Below are 25,029 nucleotides of genomic sequence, written 5' to 3'. Positions count from 1 at the left end.
GTTTTAACTTAAATAAGGGTTACAAATTAACATCATTTTTATTAGAATCATCGTAATAATCATCAATATCACGACGATCTTTTTTTGTAGGACGACCTGTTCCTTTTTTGCGATAGTAATCTTTTGAATATTTTAATAACTCTGTTTTTTCAAATTCTTCTTTTGGTGTTAAATCTTTTCTATATAAATCAACTAGTTTAGCACCAACACGGTTAGGAGGGATGTCTAAAACTTTAATTTTGTAGTTAATTTGATTTTTTCTAATAGTAATTTCTTCATTACCAAATATTTCTTTCGAAGGCTTAAGGTTAGTTCCGTTTACCTTTACATGCCCTTTTTTACAAGCATCTGTGGCTATACTACGGGTTTTAAATAAGCGAATACACCACAAATATTTGTCAATTCTCATATGAAAAGTTAATTTTTATCGTTTCGTTTTTTACAAAGGTATAAAAATGGTAAATTGCGCGTTAAAATTTCAGAACTAAATGATAAAATTTAAACACCTAATTTATATAGCTATAGTAGGTACCTTGTTGTACGCTTGTGGAAGTGATAGTAACCCTAGGGTTGATAATTTTGACCACGAGGCTCAAGCTGTAATTGACAACGATTCTTTGGTTGTATTTTTTAAAAATAATTACTACGATGAGGCTTTAGATTCAGTTAAGCCAATTACTAATGGTCAAACTTCATTGTTTGATGATGATAAATTAGTAACCAAAGAGGTAACTGAAAATGATATTAACTATAAATTATATTATTATGTTAATAACGTAGGTAATCCAAATGAAGATAAAGGTTTTCCTACAGTAATGGATTCTGTATATGCAAAATATAGAGGACAAAAAATTGTAAGAAGAGATAGTTTAAGTCCTGATTTTGATAAAAATACTACTTGGTTTTCTTTAAATGGAGTAATAAGAGGTTGGACTCATAGTCTTATTCATTTTAAAGGAGGTAATAATGTTACAGATAATGGCCCAATAAATTTTGAAGATGGAGGAAAAGGTATTTTGTTTATTCCTTCTGGCTTAGCTTATGCTAAAAGAGGTACAGCCACTATAGCTCCTAACTCTATATTAATGTTTTATATAGAATTATGGGATTTTGTCAAAGATACAGATGACGATCAAGATGGAGTGCCTTCAATTAATGAAGATCTTGATGGAGATGGTAACCCTAGAAATGATGATACAGATGAAAATGGTACACCTAATTACATCGATACAGACGATGATGGTGATGGTATCTTAACAAAAGAAGAAGATAGAAACGGAGATGGAAATCCTGCCAATGATTTTAATGATCCGAATAAACCAAATGTTCCTGATTATTTAAACAGAGATATTAGGGTTAAATCATAAATAAAAATGCCGAAGTTTTAACTTCGGCATTTTTATTGTTTATGTTCTGTGTACTACAATAATTCATTTAATATGTGTGAGTATTTGAGTGAAATTTCTTTTTCTTCAAGAGCTATAGAAGATATAATATCAAAGTTGTTACTAAAGCTTTTATAGAGGTTTTTAGTTTTTTCAAAAGGTTTGATTTAAAACTTTCGAACGCTATAACTTTCTGAAATTTTTAATGAAGCGAAAGCCTTTTTGTATATAGGGAAGTAAGAAAAGGTAACACTAGCAGATGCTTCGTTAATTTTAAATAGAACTATATTATGAATGTTATTTACAAATTTCGTTAACCAACCTTGAGAGCATAGTTGGTTGTTTTCATTCAAAAAATAACCATTTGATATTTAAAAGAGAAACTAAATTAAGTGTAAAAGAGAGGAAGGGTAGACTAAGCTATAGCGGTTAAGATTTGTTTATATACAAAAGAATAATAGTCTTGGTATTGAGGTAATAGTAAATTCTTGTAATTTTTGGTATGTAAAATTGTTTCTAAAGGAAACAGTTTTAAAGCAGCAACTTCTTCTTTTTGTAGTTTTAACTCTTTGAAAGGAATGGTTAATTCTGAAATAAATACATGATGAAATTCATTGTCTATGATTCCATTGGGATGCTTAACCATGTGCTTTCGAGTACTTATTTTAGATAAGTTTTCAGGAAGAATGTTAAAGCCTATTTCTTCTTTTACTTCTCTAGTTGCCGCAATTTTAATATCCTCACCAGCAGCAATGTGACCTGCTACAGAAATATCCCATAAACCAGGGAATACTTTTTTGGTCAACGCTCTTTTTTGAAGTAGTATTTGTTGATCGGAAGTATACAACCAAACATGAATGGTAGGATGGAAGTAACCATGTTTATGAGCCTCTGATTTTAAACAAGTCTTTCCTGTGTAGTTTCCATTTTCGTCAACAATGTCTATAAGCTCATCCATGGAGTATATTAAAAAAACGTCATTACGATGAAGTTTGATTAACAACCTTACCTAAATTAAGGTTACTTCACTTTGTTCGTAATGACGTTTGATTATTTATATTATTTGAAATAAGAGAAGTTTTCTCCTTCTTCAATTTTCAATAAACTTTCGTAAATCATTTTAATTACATTTTCAACATCTTCACGGTGTACCATTTCAACCGTAGTGTGCATATAACGTAAAGGCAATGAAATTAAAGCAGAAGCAACACCACCATTACTATAAGCAAATGCATCAGTGTCAGTTCCTGTAGCTCTAGAAAGAGCAGAACGTTGAAAAGGAATTTTGTTAGCTTCAGCAGTATCAATAATTAACTCTCTTAATTTTTGTTGTACAGCCGGTGCATATGCTATTACAGGCCCTTTCCCTAATTCTAAGAGACCTTCTTTTTTCTTGTCGATCATAGGTGTTGTAGTGTCGTGAGTTACATCGGTAACGATAGCTACATTAGGTTTAATAGTTTGCGTTATCATTTCTGCACCACGTAAACCAATTTCTTCTTGAACAGAGTTTGTTATATATAGCCCAAAAGGTAATTTCTTCTTGTTTTCGTGTAGTAAACGAGCTACTTCAGCAATCATAAAACCTCCCATACGGTTATCTAATGCACGACACACAAACTTATTTTTGTTTAAAATATGGAATTCATCTGGGTATGTGATAACACATCCTACATGTACCCCTAATTTTTCAACTTCTTCTTTGGTATTGCAACCACAATCGATAAAAATATTATCAGGTTTTGGAGCTTCTTCTTTAGATTTACTACGTGTATGTATTGCTGGCCAGCCAAAAACACCTTTAACAACACCATTTTTAGTATGAATATTTACAATTTTACTAGGAGCTATTTGATGATCGCTACCTCCGTTACGGGTTACATAAATTAATCCATCATCAGAAATGTAATTTACATACCAAGAAATTTCATCAGCATGTCCTTCTATAACTACTTTGTATTTAGCGCCTGAGTTGATAACTCCTACAGCAGAACCATAAGTGTCGGTAATGAACTCATCAACATAAGGTTTTAGATAGTCCATCCAAATTTTTTGCCCTTCCCATTCATATCCAGTTGGAGCAGCATTGTTTAAATATTTTTCTAAAAAGTCTAATGACTTTTTGTTTAAAATAGATTTATTAGCCATAACTTAAACGTTAATTTTAATATTGTTTAATCTTTAATTTTCTTTAGGTTTGTCGGCCCTCCAAAAACGCCTTTTTTCAATAAACTCCTCTTGTTCCTTAAGTTGCTTTGGTGTTAGTACCTTTAAAAAAGAAGGATGTTGCTCTATAGCATGTTCAATTTTTTCTATAACACTAGCTACATCTTCATTATCATAATCAATTTCTAGAGGGTCTTTAATAACCATAGATTGAAGTACATTACGTTTTTTTATCATCAATCCTTTTTTATCAAAAGAACGTCTAAAACCATCAATAACTATTGGAACTACAATAGGTTTGTAAGTTTTAATAATATGAACAGTACCACGACGAATAGGTTTAAAAGGTGTTGTTGTTCCCTGCGGAAAAGTGATTACCCAACCGTCATCTAAAGCTTTTCCTATGTTAGAAATGTCAGACATTTTTACTTGTCTGTTTACATCTTTACCAGCATTTCTCCAAGTTCTTTCTACTGAAATAGAACCTACATAAGCAAATATTTTTGGAAGTAGTCCGGAACGCATTGTTTCACCTGCAGCGATATAATAAATATTTAATTTAGGTTTCCATAAGTATCCTACATTTCTAATATTATCGTCTCTACCTTTTAAAGCGGCATTAAATACATGAAACATAGCCGCTACATCAGCAAAATAAGTTTGATGGTTGGAGATAAATAATACTTTTTGATCGGGAAGACTTCTTAAAACATCCATTCCCTCTATTTGTAAGTCATTAAACTTACGATAACGCCCGTGAGAAATGACCCCGAGAATTTGTATTAACAATCGTTTAATGAACAAAATATGACCGAAAGGATTCCTTTTAAATAAAGGCATTTTATACTCAAGTTTTATTAGTGTGAATGCTAAATTACAAAAGATATATAAAAAAAAACTATTTAAATAAATCTTTAATTTCTGAAAGCATCATGGCAGTAGCACCCCATACAATGTAATTGTTTAGTTTAAAGCATGGTACCTCGATGTTTTTCATATATGAGGTTTCCATTTCTACTGAGATTAAGTTAGTGTCATCAAGTAAATCAGCCAATAAAACTTCAATTATTTCAGCAACCTCTTCATTTGGTGTAAAACGAGGGGTGCTTTTTGAAACACCTATAAATGGAGCTACTAAAAAGTTACTAGGAGGAATATAAGTATTAGAAGTTTGTCGTATTACTTGAATAGATTTAAAAGAGATGCCTACTTCCTCATAAGTTTCTCGTAAAGCGGTGTTTTTAAGATTGTTGTCTGTTTCGTCAAACCTACCGCCAGGGAAACTAATTTGTGATGAATGTGCTCCATTATAGCTTGCTCTTTCAGTAAGTAAAAATCGAGTTTGATTATTGCTGTCAGGGTAAAATAATGCTAAAACAGCTGCTTTTCTTGGATTTTTACTTTGTATGAGTTCTTCTGAAAACCGTGTTCTAAGTTTTGGTGCCAATTTAAATTGAGATGTTAAACCACCTAGTTGCCTTTGCTGCAGTTTTTCTATTTGATTGATAAAATCAGAAAAAGTCATTCGTTTTTAGTATTTTGTGACAAACTTATCAATTTACAAGATAAAAGTAATAAGTTTTGGCTTGAATTTTGCCTTGTTAAGTGTAGAATTAATTTAATATAAATGAGTAAAGAAAAAAAGTACCAAAAGCTGGCGTTAAGTTTATTATTTGATGCTATTGGATATGTGTCTTATTTAATACCTGGGCTTGGAGAGTTGTCAGATATAGTTTGGGCACCAGCGTCGGCATATATAATGACAAAAATGTATAAAGGAAACAAAGGTAAAATAGCAGGAGCTATTGCTTTTATTGAAGAAGCAATGCCTGGGTTAGACGCTGTACCAACCTTTACTTTAATGTGGTTATTTACTTATGTGTTTTCATCAAAAGAGTCAAAAACCACAATAGAAGTTTAATACCTAACCTTTTTATAAAAAAAGGCTCTAAATGAAGTACTCCCCAAAATGCTTTAGCTGAACGAATTAATGGAGGGGTTCTGTAAGAATGGTAAATAACCAATCGACACCTACAATAATAATAGACCACACTTAAGTCTTAATTATAAAACTTCTAATGTTATACATAAAAAAAAACCAGTGAACTTCAATTCACTGGTTTAATATTTTTTTAAAAACTGTCAACCTATTTTAGGATGACTCATCAACTTCACTTTAAAATCTGTAAGAAAGTCCTAAAATGATTTGATTTACACGAGTGCCAAAATTTACATTTCCTACATTAGAATCGATAAAATTAGCTTCAGTGTCAGATAAAGCCCTTTCCCAACGAACATCTACGCCTAACTTACCAAGCTCTACACCAGCGCCTAATTGTAAACCTACAGAAAAACCATCAGAGTTAACTTGTTTTAAATCTTCAATATCAAAACCAGCGTCTAAAATATACTGAAAAGAAGGTCCCGCAAAAACATGTCCTATTTCTAAAAAGTTTAAGCCTAATAAAACAGGTACATCTATTTTTTGTACCTCATAAGTAGTTGTTTTAGCTACAAAACCAGCTGGTTCATAAGAAACTTTATTACTTAATTGTGTATATACTAACTCAGGCCTAATATACAAACCAGTAGCAGGAAGTTTTATGCGTAACCAAGCACCAGCGTGAAAACCCATTTTACTTTCTGCTCCACTTAAAACATCATCTTTTACGTCAGCAAAAGAATCTGAATTATAGTTAATACCAGCTTTGATACCTCCTTGAATTTGACTTTGTACTAATTGTGATCCTCCTATAAGAAAACACAAAATAAAAATTGCTTTTTTCATTTGTTAAAAATTTATACTATTTTGGGTTAAACATTTATTTTTATAAAAAAAATACATCACTTTGAACCTAAAAAGTGATGTATTTATTGTTTTGTAAGCGATATTTATTTTCTAGAAATCACTTTTTCTACTGCTTTTATAATAGCTTCGTCGTTTAAACCATACTTTTTCATTAGTTGATCTGGAGTAGCAGATTCACCAAAACTATCATTTACAGCCACAAATTCTTGTGGAGTAGGGTTGTTTGTTACTAAACAACGAGCAACACTTTCTCCTAGACCTCCATATTTATTATGCTCTTCAGCAGTAACCACACATCCTGTTTTGGCAACAGATTTTAATATAGCCTCTTCATCTAGAGGTTTAATAGTGTGTATATTAATAACTTCAGCAGTAATTCCTTTTGTTTCTAATTGTTCAGCAGCTTGTAAAGCTTCCCAAACTAAATGACCAGTAGCAACAATAGTAACGTCATTACCTTTGGTAAGTTGTATTGCTTTCCCTATTTCAAAAGGTTGATCAGTCATAAATACAGGCACTTTTGGACGACCAAAACGTAAATATACAGGTCCTTCATACTCAGCAATAGCTAAGGTTGCAGCTTTGGTTTGGCTATAATCACAAGTGTTAATTACAGTCATTCCTGGTAACATTTTCATTAACCCAAGATCTTCTAAAATTTGATGAGTTGCACCGTCTTCACCTAAGGTTAATCCTGCGTGAGAAGCACAAATTTTCACATTCTTATCAGAATAAGCAACCGATTGACGAATTTGGTCATAGACTCTACCAGTTGAAAAGTTTGCGAATGTACCTGTAAAAGGAATTTTTCCTCCAATAGTTAACCCAGCAGCAATTCCTATCATATTTGCTTCAGCAATTCCTACTTGATAAAAACGCTCAGGATGATTTTCAGCAAACTCATTCATTTTTAATGAACCAGTTAAATCTGCACATAAAGCTACAACATTAGGGTTTGTCTGTCCTAATTCGGTTAAACCATCACCAAACCCTGATCGGGTATCTTTTTTTTCTGTATAAGTATATTTTTTCATCAGTTTGTGTTGTGTAAATACGCGTCAAAAATAATCTTTTATAAAGATGTAAAGCTACAATTTTGATAATTCTTTGTAAAGTTTATGAACAGGAAATCCCATAACGTTAAAATAACTTCCTTCAATTTTTATAATTCCTATTTTACCAATCCATTCTTGAATACCATAGGCTCCAGCTTTATCAAAAGGTTTATAAGTGTTTATGTAATACTCAATTTCATCGTCTAATAATTCTTTAAAACTAACGATAGTAGTATCATTAAAAGTTTTCTGAAATGATGTATTCGTAATACATATAGAGGTGATAACTTTGTGTTTGGTGTTGGATAATTCTTTGAGCATTTGAAATGCCTCCTTATAGTTTTTAGGTTTACCTAAAGCTTTGTTATGCATCCATACGATAGTGTCAGATGTTATTAATAGCTCATTTTCTTTTAAATCATTTTTAAATGGTGTAGATTTTAAAATAGCTAGATAATCTGTTATCTCACTATGTTTAAGTTCTTTTGGATAAATTTCTTCTACTTCCTTTGTTTTAATAGTAAAAGGAATATCTAAACTCTTTATTAATTCTTGTCTTCTAGGAGAGTTTGAAGCAAGAATAATAGAGTATTTTGATAGTTTAGTTGATAACATATTTAAAGTAGTAGGCTATGATTGGAATGCTTAATAAAGCTAAAAATAAAAGAATTAGACCGGTTTGCTATAGTTTTTTATAATCTTCAGTTTCTGAAGTATTCATTAAACGGTGAATAAAGAAAACCCTAAATCAAAAAAAGAAAGAATCGTTTCAAAACCATAACCGTATAAAAAACAAAATTTAAAAAGGAATAAAATGAAAACAAAATATATAATTTTCTTCCAATGAACAATATTTAAAAAAGTATTATTCATTAATTATAAACCTTTTTAATTCTGGCCAAATCACGTTTATTATCTCGATCTTTAATGTTTTGTCTCTTATCATGAGTTTTCTTTCCTTTCGCAAGTGCAATATCTAATTTTGCCCAACCATTTACATTAATAAATAAACGTAAAGGAACAATGGTATTCCCTTTACTTTCAACTTCTTTTTGAAGCTTTTTTAATTCACGTTTATTTAACAATAAACGACGCTCACTTTTTGGGTTATGATTGTAATGATGACCAAAGGCATATTCTTCAATGTACATGTTTACTACGAAAAGTTCTCCTTTATCATTAAACTCACAAAAACTTTCGGTAATTCGAGCTTTGCTTTGTCGTATTGATTTTATTTCGGTACCAGTAAGCTGAATTCCTGCTGTGTACTTATCAAGTATCTCGTATTCAAAACGAGCCTTTTTATTCTGTATATTAATTTTTTTTTGCATAAATGAAACACAAATATAACTATAATTTTAAACTGTTAAATAAAATTATTAAGCTATGATTTAAGCCATGTTTTTAGGTAAGTATGATTATTACCAACAGTACTAGCAGAAGTAGGTATTAGCCCTTTACTAATTGGTTTTGGTATAAGAATGAGGTTTTAAATAATAAATTTTGCCCCCCTTTATAGAGTTACATAATTGTAGCTCTATTTTTTGTGTTAAACTTAACAATTAAAATTAATGAATACCTGTACATTTGTTTATGATTTAACTACCAAAATAAACAAAATATTATGCGATATTTATACATTTTACTACTTTTATTAATTGTCTCATGTAAGCCAAAATTCACTGCTCAAGAAATAATTGATAAGTCTATTGAGTCTTCTAAGCTAAGTTATGTAGGCAACACTAAAATTTCTTTTAACTTTAGGGAAAATTACTATAAAGCGACTAGAAATAATGGAGCTTTTGAATTAGTTAGAATTATAAAAAATGATTCAATAAAAATAAAAGACATACTATCAAATGATAGTTTTAAGCGTTTTGTAAATGATAGTTTGGTTAAACTAACAGAAAAAGATAAAAATCGTTATAGCAATTCTGTGAATTCTGTTCACTATTTTTCAGTATTACCTTTTGGTTTGAATGATAAAGCGGTTCAAAAGAAATTGCTTGAACCCGTTACTATCAAAGGAAAAGAATATTATAAGGTTAGAGTTACTTTTACAGAAGAAGGTGGCGGGGAAGATTTTGAAGATGTATTTATTTATTGGTTTGCTAAAGATGACTTTCAATTAGATTATTTAGCGTACAAATACCATACAAATGGAGGAGGAGTACGTTTTAGAGATGCAAAAGAAGAAAAAATAGTGAAAGGAATTCGTTTTGTTGACTACAATAATTACAAGCCTCTAGATAAAGAAATTGATTTTTACACCATAGATAAATTATATGAAGAAGGTAAATTGAAAAAAATATCTGAAATCGTTTTAGAAGATATACAAGTAGATACTTTTTAGAATTTTTAGTGACTGAAAGCTATAAAAAAACCGAGTAACTTTTAAGAACACTCGGTTTTTTAATTTAAAAAAGATACTATAAAATCAACTTATTCAACCGTAATTAGCTTCGCAGGTTTAGGTTTTGCTATTTCTAATTTTGGAATATCAATTTTTAGCTCACCATTCTTATAGGCAGCTTTAATCTTTTCACTATCAACAATACCTTTAGGTAGTGTAAAACTTCTTTTAAACGACATATAACTATATTCTTTTCGGGTATAGTTATCGTTCACGTCTTCCTTATTCTCTTTTCTTTCTGATGAAATAGTTAGAATATCATTTTCAATATTTACTTGAAAATCCTCCTTATTCATACCAGGAGCAGCTACATCAACTGTAAACTCATTTTCATTTTCTTTAATGTTTACAGCTGGTAATGTAGTATTTGTATCTGAGAAATTTGAAGTTGACCAGTCTCTAAAAAAATCATTAAAGACATTTGGTAATGCTGGAAAATCAGTACTCTTTAATAACATAACTTTACATTTTTTAGTTAAACATTAATTTTAGTAATTACTAATCAAAAAAAATACCAATTAAAAAAAGAGACATTTTTTCACCAAAACGATTAAAAAAAGTGACATTTTTTCACTAAAATAAATGAATAAATGTCACTTTATGTATTGATTTATAGCTATTTATTTATTGTTACTTCTCAACTAAATCAGATTGGTTTCTAAACACTAATTCATCATCAAAAGCGTCTAGTAAGATAATACTATCAGTAGTTATTCTTCCTGATAAAATTTCTTTAGATAATTGATTTAAGACCTCTTTTTGGATTACACGTTTTACTGGTCGTGCACCAAATTCAGGCTGATACCCTTTTTTCGCTAGGTAAACAATGGCTTCATCTGTAGCGTCAAAAATTATGTTTTGTTTTGCAATCATTTTTTTAACACTTTTCAATTGCAACTTTACAATCTCTTCAATGTTTTCTTCTGATAATGGAGTAAATAAAATAATATCATCAATTCTATTTAAAAACTCAGGTCTTACAGATTGTTTTAACAATCCTAAAACTTCTGTTTTAGCTAAATCCATAGTTGTATGAATATCTCCTTTCATATTATCAAATTTCTCTTGGATAATATGGCTCCCCATATTAGAGGTCATAATAATAATGGTATTTTTAAAATCAGCAGCACGACCTTTATTATCTGTTAATCTACCTTCATCTAATACTTGTAGTAAAATATTAAAGGTATCAGGGTGTGCTTTTTCAATCTCGTCTAATAACACAACTGAATAAGGTTTTCTTCGAACAGCTTCTGTTAATTGCCCACCTTCATCATACCCTACATATCCTGGAGGCGCACCCACCAATCTGCTTACTGAATGGCGTTCTTGATATTCACTCATATCTATACGAGTCATCGAATTTTCATCGTCAAATAAATATTCAGCAAGAGCTTTTGCTAATTCTGTTTTACCAACTCCTGTTGTTCCTAAGAATAAGAATGAACCAATGGGTTTATTAGGGTTTTGTAATCCAGATCTCGAACGACGTACCGCATCAGAAACTGCTTCGATAGCTTCCTTTTGACCAATGACACGCCTGTGTAACTCATCTTCTAATTTTAGTAACTTTTCACGTTCTGATTGTAACATTTTAGTTACAGGAACTCCTGTCCATTTTGCTACAACTTCTGCAATATCATCATAAGTAACCTCCTCCTTAATCAATGCATTTTCACTTTGATTGGTTAAGATTTCTTGTTGCTTTTCAAGTTCTTCTTGAGCATCTTTTATTTTACCATAACGTAACTCTGCTACTTTACCATAATCACCATTACGCTCTGCTTTTTCAGCTTCAAGTTTATAATTTTCAATACTTGTTTTTAAACTCTGAACGGTATCAACAATATTTTTTTCTGATTGCCATTTCGCATTAATTTCATTACGCTCTTCCTTTAAATTAGCTAAATCAGCATTTAAAGATTTTAGCTTAGCTTCGTCATTTTCACGTTTAATTGCTTCAATTTCAATCTCTAACTGCATTATTTTACGGTCTAACACATCTAATTCTTCAGGTTTCGAATTGATTTCCATACGTAATTTAGAGGCAGCCTCATCCATTAAATCGATAGCTTTATCAGGTAAAAAACGATTGGTAATATAACGTTGCGATAATTCTACAGCTCCAATAATAGCTTCATCTTTTATACGAACTTTATGGTGTGTTTCATATTTATCCTTAATACCACGTAAAATAGAAATAGCACTTTCTGTATCCGGTTCATCTACCATTACCTTTTGAAAACGACGTTCTAAAGCTTTATCCTTTTCAAAATACTTTTGGTATTCGTCCAAAGTTGTAGCTCCAATAGCTCTCAACTCTCCACGGGCTAAAGCTGGTTTTAAGATATTAGCAGCATCCATTGCACCTTGTCCACCTCCAGCACCTACTAAGGTGTGAATTTCGTCAATGAATAGCACTATATTCCCTTCAGATTTGGTAACTTCTTTTACCACAGATTTTAAACGCTCTTCAAATTCACCTTTGTATTTTGCACCGGCAATTAAAGCTCCCATGTCTAAAGAAAAAATTTGTTTTTCTTTTAGATTTTCAGGAACATCTCCACGAATAATTCGATGTGCTAAACCTTCAGCAATAGCTGTTTTACCTGTACCTGGTTCACCTACTAGAATCGGATTATTTTTAGTTCTACGAGATAAAATTTGTAATAAACGTCTAATCTCTTCATCACGACCAATTACTGGGTCTAATTTTCCGTCTTGTGCTAATTGATTTAAGTTTTTAGCATATTTATTTAAAGAATTGTATGTTTCTTCGGCACTTTGTGATGTTACACGGTTTCCTTTGCGTAACTCTTCAATTGCTGCTCTTAAGCTTTTTTCAGTAACTCCTTGATCTTTTAATACTTGTGCTATATGGCTTTTAGATTTAAAAATAGCTAAAATTAAATGTTCAATAGAAACGTATTCATCGTTCATTTTTTTTGCGATGATAGCAGCTTCATTTAAGGTTTTATTAGCTTCACGAGAGAGCATTAAATCAGCACCAGTAACTTTTGAGAAACTTTCTAATTGCTTGTCTAAAACTTGTTGTATAACATCAATATTAATGTTAAGTTTTTTTAAAATGAAAGGAAGTACATTTTCATCGACTAAAAATAAGGCTTTGAAAATATGTTCATTTTCTATAAGGTTGTTACCATAGCTTTGCGCTAATTGTTGCGCTTGCTGTATGGTTTCTTGTGATTTTATTGTATAATTGTTAAAATTCATATCTTTTTATTTTCTATATAGAAGTCAAAATTAGTACCAATTGATTTTTAAAGAGAAGAAGAGACATTTTGTCTGTGAGGAATAAAAAAATATGACTTTTTGACTGTTTTTAAAAAGGTTATTCATTAAAGTAAGAAAAATATGGGAGTATTAAACACTATTTTGGGAAGAAAGAATACAAATGAAAACAAACAAAACTTATTTATTAATTGGATTCCATTGACATCTTTAAACCAAATTAAAGAGATAAAAGAGTTATCTAAAAATGAGCCAGTAGGTATTTTTAAACATTCGACGAGATGTGGTATAAGTAGCATGGTTATTAAGCGTTTTGAAAGTAGTTTTGATGAGGAATTAAAAGATTTTAAAGTGTATTATCTTGACTTACTTAGTTATAGAGATGTATCTAATGAAATAGGGTATACATTTCAGGTTTTACACCAATCTCCTCAGTTGTTGGTAGTTAAAAATGAAGAGGTAATTACACACGCTTCTCATTATGATATTGCTCATATTGATCTGAAGAAAATTTAAAAAAGATACCATTTTTAATGGAATTTCCTTAAATACCTCGTATTTTTGCATATTTCAAAATTACAGAGCTTTGAGTAACGAAACAGCAACTTCACAACAAAAAAAAGGAAAAAATCTATATGATTATCAAAAAGAAGCATTGTACAAAATTTTTAAAAGTTTTGAGAATGCCCCCGAAAATTACCATTTACTATATCAATTACCTACGGGAGGAGGAAAGACGGTTATTTTCTCTGAAATTACACGTCAATATTTAAAACATTATCAAAAAAAAGTATTGATAATGACTCACCGAATAGAATTGTGTAAGCAAACAGCAAAAATGCTGAAAGAATTTGGTGTAGTAAATAAAATTATAGATAGCAAAGCAAGTTTAGAAGATCAAGATGAATTTGATTGCTTTGTAGCTATGGTTGAAACCTTAAACAATCGTTTAAATGACGATATGTTAGATATTTCTGATGTTGGTTTAGTAATTATTGATGAGGCACACTATAACTCATTTACTAAACTATTTAAATTTTTTGATAAGTCATTCATACTAGGAGTAACGGCAACTCCTTTAAGTTCAAATATTAAGCTTCCTATGAAGGATAATTATGATGAGCTTATTGATGGGGAAAGCATTGGTGCTTTAATTCAGAATGAATATTTAGCAAAAGCAAACATTTACTCTTACAATGTAGGGTTAACTTCTTTAGAAGTAGGAGCGAATGGAGATTATACGGTAAAATCATCAGAAGATTTATACACGAATACCGATATGCTTTCTAAGTTGTTACAAGCTTATGAAGAACGAGCTAAAGGAACAAAAACCTTAATATTTAATAATGGTATTAATACTTCTTTACATGTGTTCGATACTTTTAAAAGGGCAGGGTATCCTATTGCACATTTGGATAACACGAACACTAAGAAAGAACGCAATTTTATCTTAAAATGGTTCCATAAAACACCCAATGCAATTATTACTTCGGTAAGCATTTTAACAACAGGTTTTGATGAACCTTCTGTAAAGTCAATTATATTAAATAGAGCAACAAAATCGTTAACACTATATTATCAAATGATTGGTCGTGGTTCTCGTATTTTACCAGGAAAATCTGAGTTTAATGTAATTGATTTAGGTAATAATTTTCATCGTTTTGGACCTTGGGGAGCTGATTTAGATTGGCAAAAAATGTTTAGAGCACCAAATTTCTATCTAGATAATTTATTATCTGATGAAGAAATTGAAAGTGATTTCAAATACGAATTACCAGCAGAGGTAAAAGCTGAGTTTGCAAACTCTGAAGATTTATACTTTGATGTTAAAAAAGTATACAGAGATACAATACAAGGAGGAGAGTCTTCAAAAAGAGTATTAGAAAAATCAATAGAACATCATGCTAAAATGTGTATTGAAAATAGTGAAGATGTTTTTGATGCGTTAATCTTAGCAAAAAAATTAGGAGGCGATATTGATGATAGAATTTATAGATACTCTAAATGTATATCAAAAAGCACACATAATTTTATCGATTGGTTACAAGATGATTATCGTAAAAAATTAAACAGTTATTTACGAAGTAATTTTGATGAAGTGTATGAACAAATTCATGGTCATCCACCACCAGAAGAAGAATAAGATAGAAGTTGAAATAAAAAAAACCAGTTCGAAAGAACTGGATTTTTTGTAATCATATTTTGATTAAAGTGTTTATTTAGCGGGTAATACTTTACCAGTACATTCACCAAAACCAATACGAATGTTATTATTTTCACAATAACCACGCATAATTACTGTATCATTATCATTAATGAATTTGCGTTCGCTACCATCGTTCATTTTTATAGGGTTTTGACCCCTCCATGTCAATTCTAACATAGAACCAAAACTATCTTGTGTAGGTCCTGAAATAGTACCACTACCCATCATGTCACCTGCGTTTACAGGACATCCATTTACCGTGTGATGCGTTAATTGTTGTACCATTGTCCAGTACATATACTTGAAATTAGAGTTACAAACTACAGTTTCTTCTTTGCCTTCTGGCTGAATTGCCATTTGTAGATTAATGTCATAACTATCTTTTCCTTCTTTCTTTAAGTAAGGTAAAGGTTCGTATACTTGTTCCGGGTTGTCTACTCTAAAAGGCTCTAAAGCATCTAAAGTTACGATCCAAGGTGAAATTGTTGAAGCAAAACTCTTTCCTAAGAAAGGGCCTAAAGGCACATATTCCCAAGCTTGAATGTCTCGAGCAGACCAGTCATTAAATAAAACTAATCCGAAAATATACTCTTCAGCTTCTTCAATAGGAATCCTATCTCCTAAATCATTAGCAACGGTAGTAATAAAAGCCATTTCTAGTTCAAAATCTAATAATTTTGAAGGTCCGAAATTAGGCGTTTTTTCTCCTTCAGCAGGACGCTGCTGTCCAACAGGACGTCTAATAGGAGTTCCTGATGGTACAATTGAAGAACTTCTTCCGTGGTAACCAATAGGAATATGTAACCAGTTTGGTAATAAAGCATTTTCAGGATCTCTAAATAAGCTTCCTACATTAGTTGCATGTTCTTTACTCGCATAAAAGTCGGTATAATCTCCTACAGAAACAGGAAGTTGCATTTCAACTTCATCCATTCTAAAGATAATTTTGTCTTTGTGTTCAGCATTATCACGTAACTTATTGTTTTTCACATCAAAAACATCAGCAACTCTATTACGTACTAAACGCCAAGTTTTACGTCCGTCGGCTATAAAATCATTTAAGGTATCTTGTAAGAAAATATCGTCTGTTAACGGGATTCCATCAAAATATCCTAATTGGTGTAAGGCACCTAAATCAATCGCATAGTCACCAATTCTAGTACCAATCGTTATAATATCATCTTTGGTCAGAAAAACACCAAAAGGTATGTTTTGAATAGGGAAATCTGAGTTTTCAGCTACAGTTAACCAAGATTTTCTATTCGGGTTATTAGCAGTTATTTCCATTTATCGTTTTGTTATATTTTTCATCAAACCTACATATTTTTTTCAATTTACCCCAATAAGATGAAGAAAAAAAATGCGAAAGTGTTTTTGTAGATACTTCTTTTTAAATCCATAAAAATTGAAGAATAAAATTAGTACTTTTGGCTGCTTTATGTAACAACACACAACATGCAAAAAGATCATCAAATATTTGATTTAATTCAAGAAGAAAAAGAGCGTCAATTACACGGTTTAGAGTTGATTGCTTCTGAAAATTTTGTAAGCGACCAAGTAATGGAAGCACAAGGATCAGTTTTAACAAATAAATATGCTGAAGGATACCCTGGTAAACGTTACTATGGAGGGTGTGAAGTAGTAGATGTCGTAGAGCAGATTGCTATTGACAGGGCTAAAGAATTATTTGGAGCTGAGTATGTAAATGTACAACCACATTCTGGAAGTCAAGCAAATACGGCTGTTTTTGCAGCTTGTTTACAACCAGGAGACACTATTTTAGGATTTGATTTATCTCATGGTGGTCACTTAACTCATGGTTCACCAGTAAACTTTTCAGGAAAATTATACAATCCGGTATTTTATGGAGTAGTTAAAGAAACTGGACATATTGATTATAACCATTTAGAACAACAAGCAAAAGAGCATAAACCTAAATTAATTATTGCAGGAGCTTCAGCATATTCACGTGATATTGATTTTAAAAAGTTTAGAGAAATTGCTGATAGTGTAGGGGCTATTTTAATGGCTGATATTTCACATCCAGCAGGATTAATAGCAAAAGGAATCTTATCTGACCCACTTCCACATTGTCATATAGTAACAACAACGACTCACAAAACATTGCGTGGACCTCGTGGTGGAATGATTATGATTGGAAAAGATTTTGAAAATCCATTTGGATTAAAATTAAAATCAGGAAAATTAAAGAAAATGTCTACGTTGATTAATTCTGCAGTATTCCCAGGAAATCAAGGAGGCCCATTAGAGCACGTTATTGCTGCAAAAGCGGTTGCTTTTGGAGAGGCGTTGACAGATGAATTCCTAGATTATCAAATTCAAGTAAAAGAAAATGCACAAGCAATGGCAAAAGCATTTGTAGCAAAAGGATATGAAATTATTTCTGGAGGTACAGACAACCATTGTATGTTAATTGATTTACGTAATAAAAAAATTACAGGAAAAGTAGCTGAAGATGCTTTAGGTAAAGCAGAAATTACAGTTAACAAAAACATGGTTCCTTTTGATACTGAATCACCATTTGTTACTTCTGGTATTCGTGTAGGTACTGCAGCAGTTACTACTCGAGGTTTAAAAGAAGAAGATATGGAAGTTGTAGTAGACTTAATTGATGAAGTATTAATGAATGTAGAGAATGAAAAAGTACTAGAAACAGTAGGAGAGAAGGTATATAACTTAATGCATAATCGACGTTTATTTGTTATGTAATAAAAAGTACTTTAAAAATAATATAAATAACAAAAGCGGCTCAATATGAGTCGCTTTTGTTATTTATACATGATTTTTGTCATTTTAATCAGTCCCTGAATTGATTAACTTAGTATGCAAGAAAAAAGTACTTATGGGATCTCAATCTGTCAAAGCTATTACAACGCAAAAAGAAAGAAAAAACTTTGTTTATCATTTATTAAAAGATGTAGATGCTTTTGAAAATATGATTCAAGAAGATTTATTTGAAAAAGGAATTCAAAGAGTTGGAGCTGAACAAGAGTTGTGTTTAGTAGATAAACACTTTAGACCTTCATTAAATGCCTTAGAGATATTAAAAAAAGTAGATGACCCTCATTTAACAACTGAGTTGGCTTTGTTTAATTTAGAAATTAATCTAGATCCATTCGAACTTAAAAACAATTGCTTTTCTAAATTAGAACATCAATTAGAAGATTTGTTGAATAAGGTACATAGAGCAGCTAACGAAATAAATGAAAATAAAGTTGTTTTAACGGGTATTTTACCAACTTTAAAGCGAAAAGATTTGGTGTTTAAAAGTATGACACCTTTCCAACGGTATAAAACTTTAAATAAAGTTATTAAAGACTTAAGAGGAGACGACTTTAAACTACACATTCAAGGTGTAGAAGACTTAATTTTAAAACATAATTCTATACTTTTTGAAGCTTGTAATACTAGTTTTCAAGCACACTTACAAATAGATATTGACAATGCTATTGATATGTATAACTGGTCTCAAGCCATTGCGGGGCCAATGCTATCTGTAATGTCTAACTCACCTTTACTCTTAGGTAGAGAATTATGGAAAGAAACGAGAATAGCTCTTTTTCAACAAAGTGTAGATTTAAGAAACCCTTCTTATTTAATGCGAGAACAACAACCTAGAGTTTCTTTTGGTAATAGATGGATTAAAAACTCAGTTTTAGAAATTTTTACAGATGATATTTCAAGACATGCGCCCATAGTTACATCCAATTTTGAAGAAAACTCTTTGGCGCTGTTAAAAAAGGGAATTATGCCTAAACTAGAAGCTTTAAACTTACATAACGGTACGTTGTATAAATGGAATCGTTTGTGTTATGGAGTACACAACAATATTGCACATTTAAGAATAGAAAATAGGTATATTCCATCAGGGCCTAGTATTAAAGATGAAATAGCAAATACTGCTTTTTGGGTAGGGGTTATGCAAGGTATGCCAAATGAATACAAAAAAATTTGGAACAAGATACCATTTGAAAATGCAAGAAATAATTTTATGAATGCTGCTAAAACAGGTATTGATACTTATTTTGATTGGTGTGGAGAAGGAATTCCGGCAAAAAAACTTATTAAAGATTTTTTTATACCAATAGCCAGAAAAGGCTTAATAAAGTCGAATATACACATAAAAGAAATCGATTATTTATTAGGAATCATTGAAGAAAGAGTAAATAAAAACTGTACAGGTGCTAGTTGGTTAATTAAAAATAAGCGATTGTTAAATCAAAAATTATCAAAATTCGATACTGAAATAGCTTTAACAGAAAGCATGTATAAAAATCAAGTACAGAATATTCCTGTTTCTAAATGGGGTGATGTTGATTTATCAAAGTCTTATATTTCAACTAAAAAAGACAAACTTTACAAAATAATGTCGTCTGAGCTTTTTGTGGTAAATGAGCATGACTTAGTAGAGTTAGTTTTAAGAGTGATGAAATGGAATAAAGTAAATCACATGCCTGTTGTAAATAATAAAAACAAAATTGTAGGAGTAATTTCAAAAGAACAACTCACAGGTTTTGATTTTTCAAAACCTGCAAATAAGCAAAAGACAGCAAAAAAAATAATGGATACTGAATTTATTTCTTTAACACCAGAAACACTAATAAACAAGGCTAAAAAACTTATGGATAAAGATAAAAAATCGTGTGTGCTAATAATTGAAGCGAATGAATTGGTTGGGATTTTTACACAAAAAGATTTATCTTCAATTGAAAGTTAATAAGGAAATTTATATGAAAGCAAATCAAATTTATAGCTCACATTTTAACGAAACAATTACTATAAAACGTGTACTTGGGAGCATTAAAGGAGATGATAAAACTCCAACAGTTATTTTTTTTGGAGGAATTCATGGTAACGAAATAGCCGGTGTTTTAGGCCTAAACAAAGTAATTTCTACTGTAAAAAAAGAAGCCATTTCTTTTCAAGGGAATATGTATGCTATTTGTGGTAACATAGCTGCAATAAAAAAAAATGTACGCTACAATAAAGTGGATTTAAATCGCATTTGGTCTAAAGAACTTATTAACAAGGAACAAGAAAATAATATCTCTGAATTTGAAGAACAAAAAGCCATTTATAAAGTAATTAAAGAAATTATAAGAAACAATAAGGGACCTTTTTACTTTATTGACTTACACACTACTTCATCAGATTCTATACCTTTTATTACGATTAGCGATTCGTTGAATAATAGAAAGTTTTCTTCTAATTTTAAAATTCCTACTATTTTAGGTATAGAAGAATTTTTGGAAGGACCTTTGCTTACATTTATCAATGAGTTTGGTCATATTTCTATCGGATTTGAAGCTGGTCAACATTTTAAAGAATCTTCAGTAGATAACTGCGTAGCATTTATTTGGTTAGCTCTTGTAACATCGGGTTGTGTTGCGAAGAAGAACGTTAAAAAAAATAATTTTTATGAGCAGTATCTTTCCATGTATAATGAAACCCAAGAATTTTATGAAATTAAGTACCGTTATGTAATTAAAAAAGGAGAGGTTTTTAAAATGTTAGAAGGTTTTTCAAACTTTGAAAAAATTAAGTTAGGTGTTACTTTAGCAACTAATAACGTAAGCACTATTAAGTCTGAACTTAAAGGTAACATATTTATGCCTTTATATCAAGAACAAGGAGAAGATGGTTTTTTTATTATAAGAAAAATCTCAAAGTTTTGGATGCATCTTTCTAAAATAGTTAGAAAATTACATTTAGATTCTTTATTAAAGATTCTTCCCGGTATAAAAAACTATAAAAACAATTCTTATACATTAATAGTGAATCCTAAAACAGCAAGATTTCTAGCTACAGAAATACTCCATCTGTTTGGTTATAGAAAAAAAATTAAAAAAAATGGTGAACTCTATTTCTTTAAACGTGATAGAAAAATAACAATGATGAGTTAATCTTCTTCTTGTGCTCTTTCGATAATTTTTTCTGGAAGTGTTTTTTTAGCTTTCGCTCCCATTTTTTTTAGTTTTTCAACACTAGTAATTAAGTTCCCACGACCTTCGAATAATTTGTTCATAGCATTCGAATACTCTTTTTTAGAATCATCTATTCGTTTGCCAATCCCAATTAAATCGGCTAATAAACCATGAAACTTATCATATAAAGCACCCGCTTGTCGTGCTATTTCTAAAGCATTACGTTGTTGCTTTTCGTTATTCCACATCGAATCAATAGTGCGTAAGGTAGCTAATAGAGTAGTAGGGGTAACGATAACGATATTTCTCTCAAACGCTTTATTGTATAAGGTATTATCTTCGTTTAAAGCTACAGCAAAAGCAGGTTCAATAGGTACAAACAAGAGTACAAAATCAGGAGATTCTATTTTATAAATATCTTCATATTTCTTTTCTGAAAGTTGTTCAACATGTCGTTTTAAAGAGTTTACATGTTCTTTTACAAAACGTTCCTTTTCAAGATCATCTTCACTATTTACATATTGCTCATAAGCAGTTAATGATACTTTAGAATCGACAATCATTTTTTTATTATCCGGTAAATGAATCACTACATCGGGCATAATACGTTTGCCTTCTTCATTGGTAAAAGATTGTTGTACAAAATACTCACGGTCTTTTTCTAATCCAGACTTCTCTAAAACGCGTTCTAACACTAATTCTCCCCAGTTTCCTTGGGTTTTGCTATCACCTTTTAAAGCTTTAGTAAGATTTAAGGTTTCTTTACTCATTTGAGCATTTAACTCTTTTAACCCTAACAATTGCTCTTTTAAAGCAGAATGCATTGAAATACTTTCTTTTTGAGTGTCTTCAACTTTCTTTTCAAAGGTTTGAATTTTTTCTTGAAGTGGATTTAAAATATCTTTAATATTTTTCTTGTTTTGCTCAGTAAACTTATTCGACTTCTCGTCTAAAATTTTATTCGCTAAGTTTTCAAACTCTTTGGTAAATTTATCTTGTAGTTTTTCTACTTCTTCTTTATTTTCTTGAAGTTTTAACTGAACATTTTTTAATTCTTCATTTTTTCTAGCCAGTTCAAGAGCAGTAAACTCTTTTTCACGACGTAATTCACTATTCTCCTTAGTTTTATCATCTAATCGCTTTAAAAAGTCTTCTTTTTGCTGAGAAAATGATTCTTCTTTTTCTCTTTTCTGAATTTCAAAGTTAGTTTGATGATTTTGTAGTGTTACAATCTCTTTTTCTAAATCAGACGCTTGTTGTTTAAACTTCAATTTAGAGAGTAAGTTTCCAATAACAAAACCAATTAGTAAAGTACTAATAGCAATTAAAATAAGTAAAAGAGTGGTATTCATTAGAATAAATAAAAGTTTATTAAGTGAACAAATATATGACAAGATAGGTTAATTTTATTTGATTTTTGTAAGGAAAACCGTATCATTGACCTTTATACCTAGTAAATGATATCTAAATTTATATTTCACAAAGTTTTAGGCTGGAAGGTAGTTGGAGATTTTCCAAGAGACTTAAAAAAATATGTTGTTATTGGAGCTCCTCATACGAGCTGGAAAGACTTTCCAATTGCTATTTTAGCAAGGAATACTATTGGTGTGAGAGTCAATTTTATAGGAAAAGCATCGTTATTCAAACCTCCTTTTGGGTTTATTTTTAGAGCTTTAGGGGGTGCTCCTGTTGATAGAAGTAAAAGCACAAATAAAGTTGATGCCATTATAGCTGTTTTTAATCAGCATGAAGAATTTCGTTTGGCCTTATCTCCAGAAGGAACTCGTGCTAAAGTAACTGAATGGAAAACTGGTTTTTATTACATAGCCAAAGGGGCTAATGTGCCTTTAGTAATGTTTGGATTCGATTTTGAAAATAAACAAATTATAGTAGCTCCACCGTATTATTTGACAGATGATATGAGTGCAGACATGAACCATATTTATAACTTTTACAGAGATATTAAAGGAGCAAAACCAGCTTTATTTTCAGTACCTGATAAAGAGTAAAACAAACGTTAAATAGTCTTATTTTCTTGAAAGTCTCATGAGATTTGAGTAACTTGTAGTAGGTTTAAAAACAGTAAGATATGAAAAGGTTAGTTTTTTTTGTTAGTATGATTTTTGTACTGTTTAGTTGCGCCTCTTCCAAAAAAGTAACGCAGGCAGAGATAGATAATTTAAATGCTCTTATTCAAGGTAAATCTTTTGAAATAGTATCAGAATGGGCAGAACCACAAGTAACAAACAGCATGATACAAATAGCCAATGCAGGTATGCTACCAGTAGGTAGTAATGTAGGCAGTATAAACTTAACAGGGAATAATAATTTTTTAAAAATGGAAGGAGATACTGTTTCTGCATCACTTCCCTTTTTTGGAGAAAGACAAATGGGAGGTTCTTATGGAGGTACAGATATTGGTGTTAAGTTTAAAGGAGTTCCTAAAAAGATGAACGTAACTGAAAGTAAAGCCAATAGTTATAAGATTAAGTTTAGTATAAATGATAAGGAATCTCCATCAGAAAATTATAATGTAACTGTTCAAGTATACCCAAGTTTATCTACTACAATATATGTAAACAGCTCTCATAAAAGTCCAATTAGATATAGAGGTAGGGTGCTAAATAAAACTTCAAAAGAAAATAAAACTAGAAATAATAAATAATATGGTACTTTTAGTAGTTTTTAAGACTATGTATGGAGCTAAATAATTTAAAAAAGCATCTTATCGAAAAAGGAGGTTTGTCTGAAGAGGATTATTTTCAGATAAAAATATTTATTACTACTAAAAAAATTTCTAAAGGTGATTTTTTATTAAAGCAAGGAGATATTTGTTCGCATTTCTTTTTTGTAGAACAAGGTTTATTGCGTTTATATGCTTTAAATGAAGAAGGAAAAGAAAATATTTTACAGTTTGCTACAGAAAATTGGATTGTTAGCGATCGGGGAAGTGTTTATTTCCAACAACCCTCAACATATTATATTGATGCGGTAGAAGATACATTAGTTGTAATGTTAGATGAAGAATTTATCAACCAAGTATCAAAAATAAATACTGATTTTAGAAGGAAAAATGAGCAATTACTGCAAAAACATATCCGTCAATTATATAAACGTATTAGCCAGTTGTTAGGTGCTTCTGCAAAAAGTCGTTATTTAGATTTTGTAAAGATGTACCCAGATATTATGCTGCGTATTCCGCAATGGATGATAGCATCTTATTTAGGCATTACTCCCGAAAGTCTAAGTCGTGTTCGTAAAACTCTTGCAAAGGAAAACTTCAAACCATTTAATTGATTTGAGATTGATGATTATTAGCGTATGAGAGTTAATCATTAAATTTTAAATACCATAACTTCTACCTCATAATTCGAAAACAGTTCTTACCATAGGTCAATGCATACCTCTTTTTGTTGCCGTAATTTTACAGTAATAAAAGAAAGTACATATTATGAGACATTTAAAAACATTAGTTGTAACCAAAAATATAACAGCGCCTAAAATTTTAAATTGGGAAGTTTCAGCTGTAAATAATATCGAAACTGCCATTGAAAAATTATATCAACAAGCATATAACGTTTTAGCTATTTCAAAAGAAACAGAAGAGATAAACAAAAGTAAATTACGGAAGATTATTACTGTGCTTTTTCCTAATACCATTTTAGTAGAATTTAGAGAGATATCTAAACTTTCTGAAAGTGTTAAAAATGGATATTGGTCTAAAAATAAGCCTGAATTACAACGTAGCTATTTAGACAATTCATTTGATATTGAATTAGCCAGTAGTTTATAATAATT

At 30.6% G+C, this 25,029-nt stretch carries 25 protein-coding genes; 12 read left to right on the top strand and 13 right to left on the bottom strand.

Annotation, left to right across the window (positions count from 1 at the left end; genetic code table 11):
* Positions 1 to 19 precede the first annotated feature (19 nt).
* The gene (locus tag ACKTSW_RS04680; protein WP_408024118.1) at positions 20 to 409 is read right to left on the bottom strand and encodes an RNA-binding S4 domain-containing protein; all 390 of its coding nucleotides are present in this window, start codon (positions 407 to 409) and stop codon (positions 20 to 22) included.
* Positions 410 to 488: 79 nt separating this feature from the next.
* On the opposite strand from ACKTSW_RS04680, the gene ACKTSW_RS04675 reads away from it, so the two are divergent.
* Entirely contained in the window at positions 489 to 1,367 is an 879-nt protein-coding gene (locus tag ACKTSW_RS04675; protein ID WP_408024117.1) for an FKBP-type peptidyl-prolyl cis-trans isomerase, read from the top strand.
* A gap of 433 nt (positions 1,368 to 1,800) precedes the next feature.
* Here ACKTSW_RS04675 and ACKTSW_RS04670 read toward each other — a convergent pair whose 3' ends face one another.
* The 4 genes from ACKTSW_RS04670 to ACKTSW_RS04655 form a co-directional block, all read right to left on the bottom strand.
* Entirely contained in the window at positions 1,801 to 2,343 is a 543-nt protein-coding gene (locus ACKTSW_RS04670; RefSeq protein ID WP_408024116.1) for an NUDIX hydrolase, read from the bottom strand.
* 101 nt (positions 2,344 to 2,444) lie between these two features.
* Entirely contained in the window at positions 2,445 to 3,533 is a 1,089-nt protein-coding gene (locus ACKTSW_RS04665) for a M42 family metallopeptidase (protein ID WP_408024115.1), read from the bottom strand.
* Positions 3,534 to 3,566: 33 nt separating this feature from the next.
* Entirely contained in the window at positions 3,567 to 4,391 is an 825-nt protein-coding gene (locus tag ACKTSW_RS04660) for a lysophospholipid acyltransferase family protein (protein WP_408024114.1), read from the bottom strand.
* A gap of 58 nt (positions 4,392 to 4,449) precedes the next feature.
* Positions 4,450 to 5,076, bottom strand: coding sequence for an NUDIX hydrolase (locus ACKTSW_RS04655; protein WP_408024113.1), 627 nt, complete (start codon positions 5,074 to 5,076; stop codon positions 4,450 to 4,452).
* Positions 5,077 to 5,178: 102 nt separating this feature from the next.
* Between ACKTSW_RS04655 and ACKTSW_RS04650 the strand changes: the two genes are divergently transcribed.
* Complete coding sequence (locus ACKTSW_RS04650; RefSeq protein ID WP_408024112.1) at positions 5,179 to 5,472, top strand: hypothetical protein; 294 nt, start codon at positions 5,179 to 5,181, stop codon at positions 5,470 to 5,472.
* 255 nt (positions 5,473 to 5,727) lie between these two features.
* Here ACKTSW_RS04650 and ACKTSW_RS04645 read toward each other — a convergent pair whose 3' ends face one another.
* The 4 genes from ACKTSW_RS04645 to smpB form a co-directional block, all read right to left on the bottom strand.
* Positions 5,728 to 6,339, bottom strand: coding sequence for a porin family protein (locus ACKTSW_RS04645; protein ID WP_408024111.1), 612 nt, complete (start codon positions 6,337 to 6,339; stop codon positions 5,728 to 5,730).
* A gap of 104 nt (positions 6,340 to 6,443) precedes the next feature.
* The gene (locus ACKTSW_RS04640; RefSeq protein ID WP_408024110.1) at positions 6,444 to 7,394 is read right to left on the bottom strand and encodes a transketolase family protein; all 951 of its coding nucleotides are present in this window, start codon (positions 7,392 to 7,394) and stop codon (positions 6,444 to 6,446) included.
* A 54-nt stretch (positions 7,395 to 7,448) separates the two neighbouring features.
* Complete coding sequence (locus ACKTSW_RS04635; protein ID WP_408024109.1) at positions 7,449 to 8,030, bottom strand: Maf family nucleotide pyrophosphatase; 582 nt, start codon at positions 8,028 to 8,030, stop codon at positions 7,449 to 7,451.
* Between the two features lie 257 nt (positions 8,031 to 8,287).
* Positions 8,288 to 8,746 (bottom strand): SsrA-binding protein SmpB, encoded by a 459-nt coding sequence (smpB, locus tag ACKTSW_RS04630; RefSeq protein ID WP_408024108.1) that lies wholly within the window; start codon positions 8,744 to 8,746, stop codon positions 8,288 to 8,290.
* 293 nt (positions 8,747 to 9,039) lie between these two features.
* Between smpB and ACKTSW_RS04625 the strand changes: the two genes are divergently transcribed.
* A complete protein-coding gene (locus ACKTSW_RS04625; RefSeq protein WP_408024107.1) occupies positions 9,040 to 9,768 on the top strand; it encodes a DUF6503 family protein in 729 nt (242 codons plus the stop codon).
* A gap of 89 nt (positions 9,769 to 9,857) precedes the next feature.
* Here ACKTSW_RS04625 and ACKTSW_RS04620 read toward each other — a convergent pair whose 3' ends face one another.
* Positions 9,858 to 10,286, bottom strand: a complete 429-nt coding sequence (locus tag ACKTSW_RS04620) for an Hsp20/alpha crystallin family protein (protein WP_408024106.1) — start codon at positions 10,284 to 10,286, stop codon at positions 9,858 to 9,860.
* A 172-nt stretch (positions 10,287 to 10,458) separates the two neighbouring features.
* Positions 10,459 to 13,062 (bottom strand): ATP-dependent chaperone ClpB, encoded by a 2,604-nt coding sequence (gene clpB / locus ACKTSW_RS04615; protein WP_408024105.1) that lies wholly within the window; start codon positions 13,060 to 13,062, stop codon positions 10,459 to 10,461.
* A gap of 141 nt (positions 13,063 to 13,203) precedes the next feature.
* Here clpB and ytxJ point away from each other — a divergent pair, with 141 nt between their 5' ends.
* Positions 13,204 to 13,596, top strand: coding sequence for a bacillithiol system redox-active protein YtxJ (ytxJ, locus tag ACKTSW_RS04610; protein ID WP_408024104.1), 393 nt, complete (start codon positions 13,204 to 13,206; stop codon positions 13,594 to 13,596).
* A gap of 70 nt (positions 13,597 to 13,666) precedes the next feature.
* Positions 13,667 to 15,223 (top strand): DEAD/DEAH box helicase, encoded by a 1,557-nt coding sequence (locus ACKTSW_RS04605; protein ID WP_408024103.1) that lies wholly within the window; start codon positions 13,667 to 13,669, stop codon positions 15,221 to 15,223.
* A gap of 72 nt (positions 15,224 to 15,295) precedes the next feature.
* Here ACKTSW_RS04605 and fahA read toward each other — a convergent pair whose 3' ends face one another.
* Positions 15,296 to 16,573: a fumarylacetoacetase gene (gene fahA, locus ACKTSW_RS04600; protein ID WP_408024102.1), complete on the bottom strand. Its 1,278-nt coding sequence runs from the start codon at positions 16,571 to 16,573 to the stop codon at positions 15,296 to 15,298.
* 168 nt (positions 16,574 to 16,741) lie between these two features.
* Between fahA and glyA the strand changes: the two genes are divergently transcribed.
* From glyA to ACKTSW_RS04585, 3 genes are all read left to right on the top strand, one after another.
* Positions 16,742 to 18,016: a serine hydroxymethyltransferase gene (gene glyA / locus ACKTSW_RS04595; RefSeq protein ID WP_408024101.1), complete on the top strand. Its 1,275-nt coding sequence runs from the start codon at positions 16,742 to 16,744 to the stop codon at positions 18,014 to 18,016.
* A 133-nt stretch (positions 18,017 to 18,149) separates the two neighbouring features.
* On the top strand, positions 18,150 to 20,024 hold the full coding sequence (locus tag ACKTSW_RS04590) for a CBS domain-containing protein (protein WP_408024100.1): 1,875 nt from the start codon (positions 18,150 to 18,152) through the stop codon (positions 20,022 to 20,024).
* A gap of 13 nt (positions 20,025 to 20,037) precedes the next feature.
* A complete protein-coding gene (locus tag ACKTSW_RS04585) occupies positions 20,038 to 21,210 on the top strand; it encodes a succinylglutamate desuccinylase/aspartoacylase domain-containing protein (RefSeq protein WP_408024099.1) in 1,173 nt (390 codons plus the stop codon).
* Here the strand turns inward: ACKTSW_RS04585 and rmuC are convergent.
* Complete coding sequence (gene rmuC, locus ACKTSW_RS04580; RefSeq protein WP_408024098.1) at positions 21,207 to 22,583, bottom strand: DNA recombination protein RmuC; 1,377 nt, start codon at positions 22,581 to 22,583, stop codon at positions 21,207 to 21,209. The two genes, ACKTSW_RS04585 and rmuC, sit on opposite strands and share 4 nt — an antisense overlap.
* 105 nt (positions 22,584 to 22,688) lie before the next feature.
* On the opposite strand from rmuC, the gene ACKTSW_RS04575 reads away from it, so the two are divergent.
* From ACKTSW_RS04575 to ACKTSW_RS04560, 4 genes are all read left to right on the top strand, one after another.
* Positions 22,689 to 23,240 (top strand): 1-acyl-sn-glycerol-3-phosphate acyltransferase, encoded by a 552-nt coding sequence (locus ACKTSW_RS04575; protein WP_408024097.1) that lies wholly within the window; start codon positions 22,689 to 22,691, stop codon positions 23,238 to 23,240.
* Positions 23,241 to 23,320: 80 nt separating this feature from the next.
* Positions 23,321 to 23,896: a DUF4251 domain-containing protein gene (locus tag ACKTSW_RS04570; protein WP_408024096.1), complete on the top strand. Its 576-nt coding sequence runs from the start codon at positions 23,321 to 23,323 to the stop codon at positions 23,894 to 23,896.
* Positions 23,897 to 23,928: 32 nt separating this feature from the next.
* Entirely contained in the window at positions 23,929 to 24,528 is a 600-nt protein-coding gene (locus tag ACKTSW_RS04565) for a Crp/Fnr family transcriptional regulator (protein ID WP_408024095.1), read from the top strand.
* Positions 24,529 to 24,682: 154 nt separating this feature from the next.
* On the top strand, positions 24,683 to 25,024 hold the full coding sequence (locus tag ACKTSW_RS04560; protein ID WP_408024094.1) for a hypothetical protein: 342 nt from the start codon (positions 24,683 to 24,685) through the stop codon (positions 25,022 to 25,024).
* Positions 25,025 to 25,029 lie beyond the last annotated feature (5 nt).

Origin of the sequence: Tenacibaculum sediminilitoris, from assembly GCF_964513795.1 — a bacterium.
GTDB lineage: Bacteria > Bacteroidota > Bacteroidia > Flavobacteriales > Flavobacteriaceae > Polaribacter > Polaribacter sediminilitoris.
The sequence above is the reverse complement of the archived record's forward strand: the minus strand, read 5'-3'. Positions and strand labels throughout refer to the sequence as shown.

Excerpts from the sequence above, each read along its gene's own strand:
- ACKTSW_RS04575 (WP_408024097.1), top strand. The coding sequence starts at position 22,689 with ATGATATCTAAATTTATATTTCACAAAGTTTTAGGCTGGAAGGTAGTT.
- ACKTSW_RS04620 (WP_408024106.1), bottom strand. The coding sequence starts at position 10,286 with ATGTTATTAAAGAGTACTGATTTTCCAGCATTACCAAATGTCTTTAAT.
- ACKTSW_RS04570 (WP_408024096.1), top strand. The coding sequence starts at position 23,321 with ATGAAAAGGTTAGTTTTTTTTGTTAGTATGATTTTTGTACTGTTTAGT.
- ACKTSW_RS04560 (WP_408024094.1), top strand. The coding sequence starts at position 24,683 with ATGAGACATTTAAAAACATTAGTTGTAACCAAAAATATAACAGCGCCT.
- ACKTSW_RS04680 (WP_408024118.1), bottom strand. The coding sequence starts at position 409 with ATGAGAATTGACAAATATTTGTGGTGTATTCGCTTATTTAAAACCCGT.
- ACKTSW_RS04585 (WP_408024099.1), top strand. The coding sequence starts at position 20,038 with ATGAAAGCAAATCAAATTTATAGCTCACATTTTAACGAAACAATTACT.
- ACKTSW_RS04665 (WP_408024115.1), bottom strand. The coding sequence starts at position 3,533 with ATGGCTAATAAATCTATTTTAAACAAAAAGTCATTAGACTTTTTAGAA.
- ACKTSW_RS04565 (WP_408024095.1), top strand. The coding sequence starts at position 23,929 with ATGGAGCTAAATAATTTAAAAAAGCATCTTATCGAAAAAGGAGGTTTG.
- ACKTSW_RS04635 (WP_408024109.1), bottom strand. The coding sequence starts at position 8,030 with ATGTTATCAACTAAACTATCAAAATACTCTATTATTCTTGCTTCAAAC.
- glyA (WP_408024101.1), top strand. The coding sequence starts at position 16,742 with ATGCAAAAAGATCATCAAATATTTGATTTAATTCAAGAAGAAAAAGAG.
- ACKTSW_RS04655 (WP_408024113.1), bottom strand. The coding sequence starts at position 5,076 with ATGACTTTTTCTGATTTTATCAATCAAATAGAAAAACTGCAGCAAAGG.
- ACKTSW_RS04670 (WP_408024116.1), bottom strand. The coding sequence starts at position 2,343 with ATGGATGAGCTTATAGACATTGTTGACGAAAATGGAAACTACACAGGA.
- fahA (WP_408024102.1), bottom strand. The coding sequence starts at position 16,573 with ATGGAAATAACTGCTAATAACCCGAATAGAAAATCTTGGTTAACTGTA.
- ACKTSW_RS04625 (WP_408024107.1), top strand. The coding sequence starts at position 9,040 with ATGCGATATTTATACATTTTACTACTTTTATTAATTGTCTCATGTAAG.
- ACKTSW_RS04590 (WP_408024100.1), top strand. The coding sequence starts at position 18,150 with ATGGGATCTCAATCTGTCAAAGCTATTACAACGCAAAAAGAAAGAAAA.
- ACKTSW_RS04650 (WP_408024112.1), top strand. The coding sequence starts at position 5,179 with ATGAGTAAAGAAAAAAAGTACCAAAAGCTGGCGTTAAGTTTATTATTT.
- clpB (WP_408024105.1), bottom strand. The coding sequence starts at position 13,062 with ATGAATTTTAACAATTATACAATAAAATCACAAGAAACCATACAGCAA.
- rmuC (WP_408024098.1), bottom strand. The coding sequence starts at position 22,583 with ATGAATACCACTCTTTTACTTATTTTAATTGCTATTAGTACTTTACTA.
- ACKTSW_RS04675 (WP_408024117.1), top strand. The coding sequence starts at position 489 with ATGATAAAATTTAAACACCTAATTTATATAGCTATAGTAGGTACCTTG.
- ytxJ (WP_408024104.1), top strand. The coding sequence starts at position 13,204 with ATGGGAGTATTAAACACTATTTTGGGAAGAAAGAATACAAATGAAAAC.
- ACKTSW_RS04645 (WP_408024111.1), bottom strand. The coding sequence starts at position 6,339 with ATGAAAAAAGCAATTTTTATTTTGTGTTTTCTTATAGGAGGATCACAA.
- ACKTSW_RS04660 (WP_408024114.1), bottom strand. The coding sequence starts at position 4,391 with ATGCCTTTATTTAAAAGGAATCCTTTCGGTCATATTTTGTTCATTAAA.
- smpB (WP_408024108.1), bottom strand. The coding sequence starts at position 8,746 with ATGCAAAAAAAAATTAATATACAGAATAAAAAGGCTCGTTTTGAATAC.
- ACKTSW_RS04640 (WP_408024110.1), bottom strand. The coding sequence starts at position 7,394 with ATGAAAAAATATACTTATACAGAAAAAAAAGATACCCGATCAGGGTTT.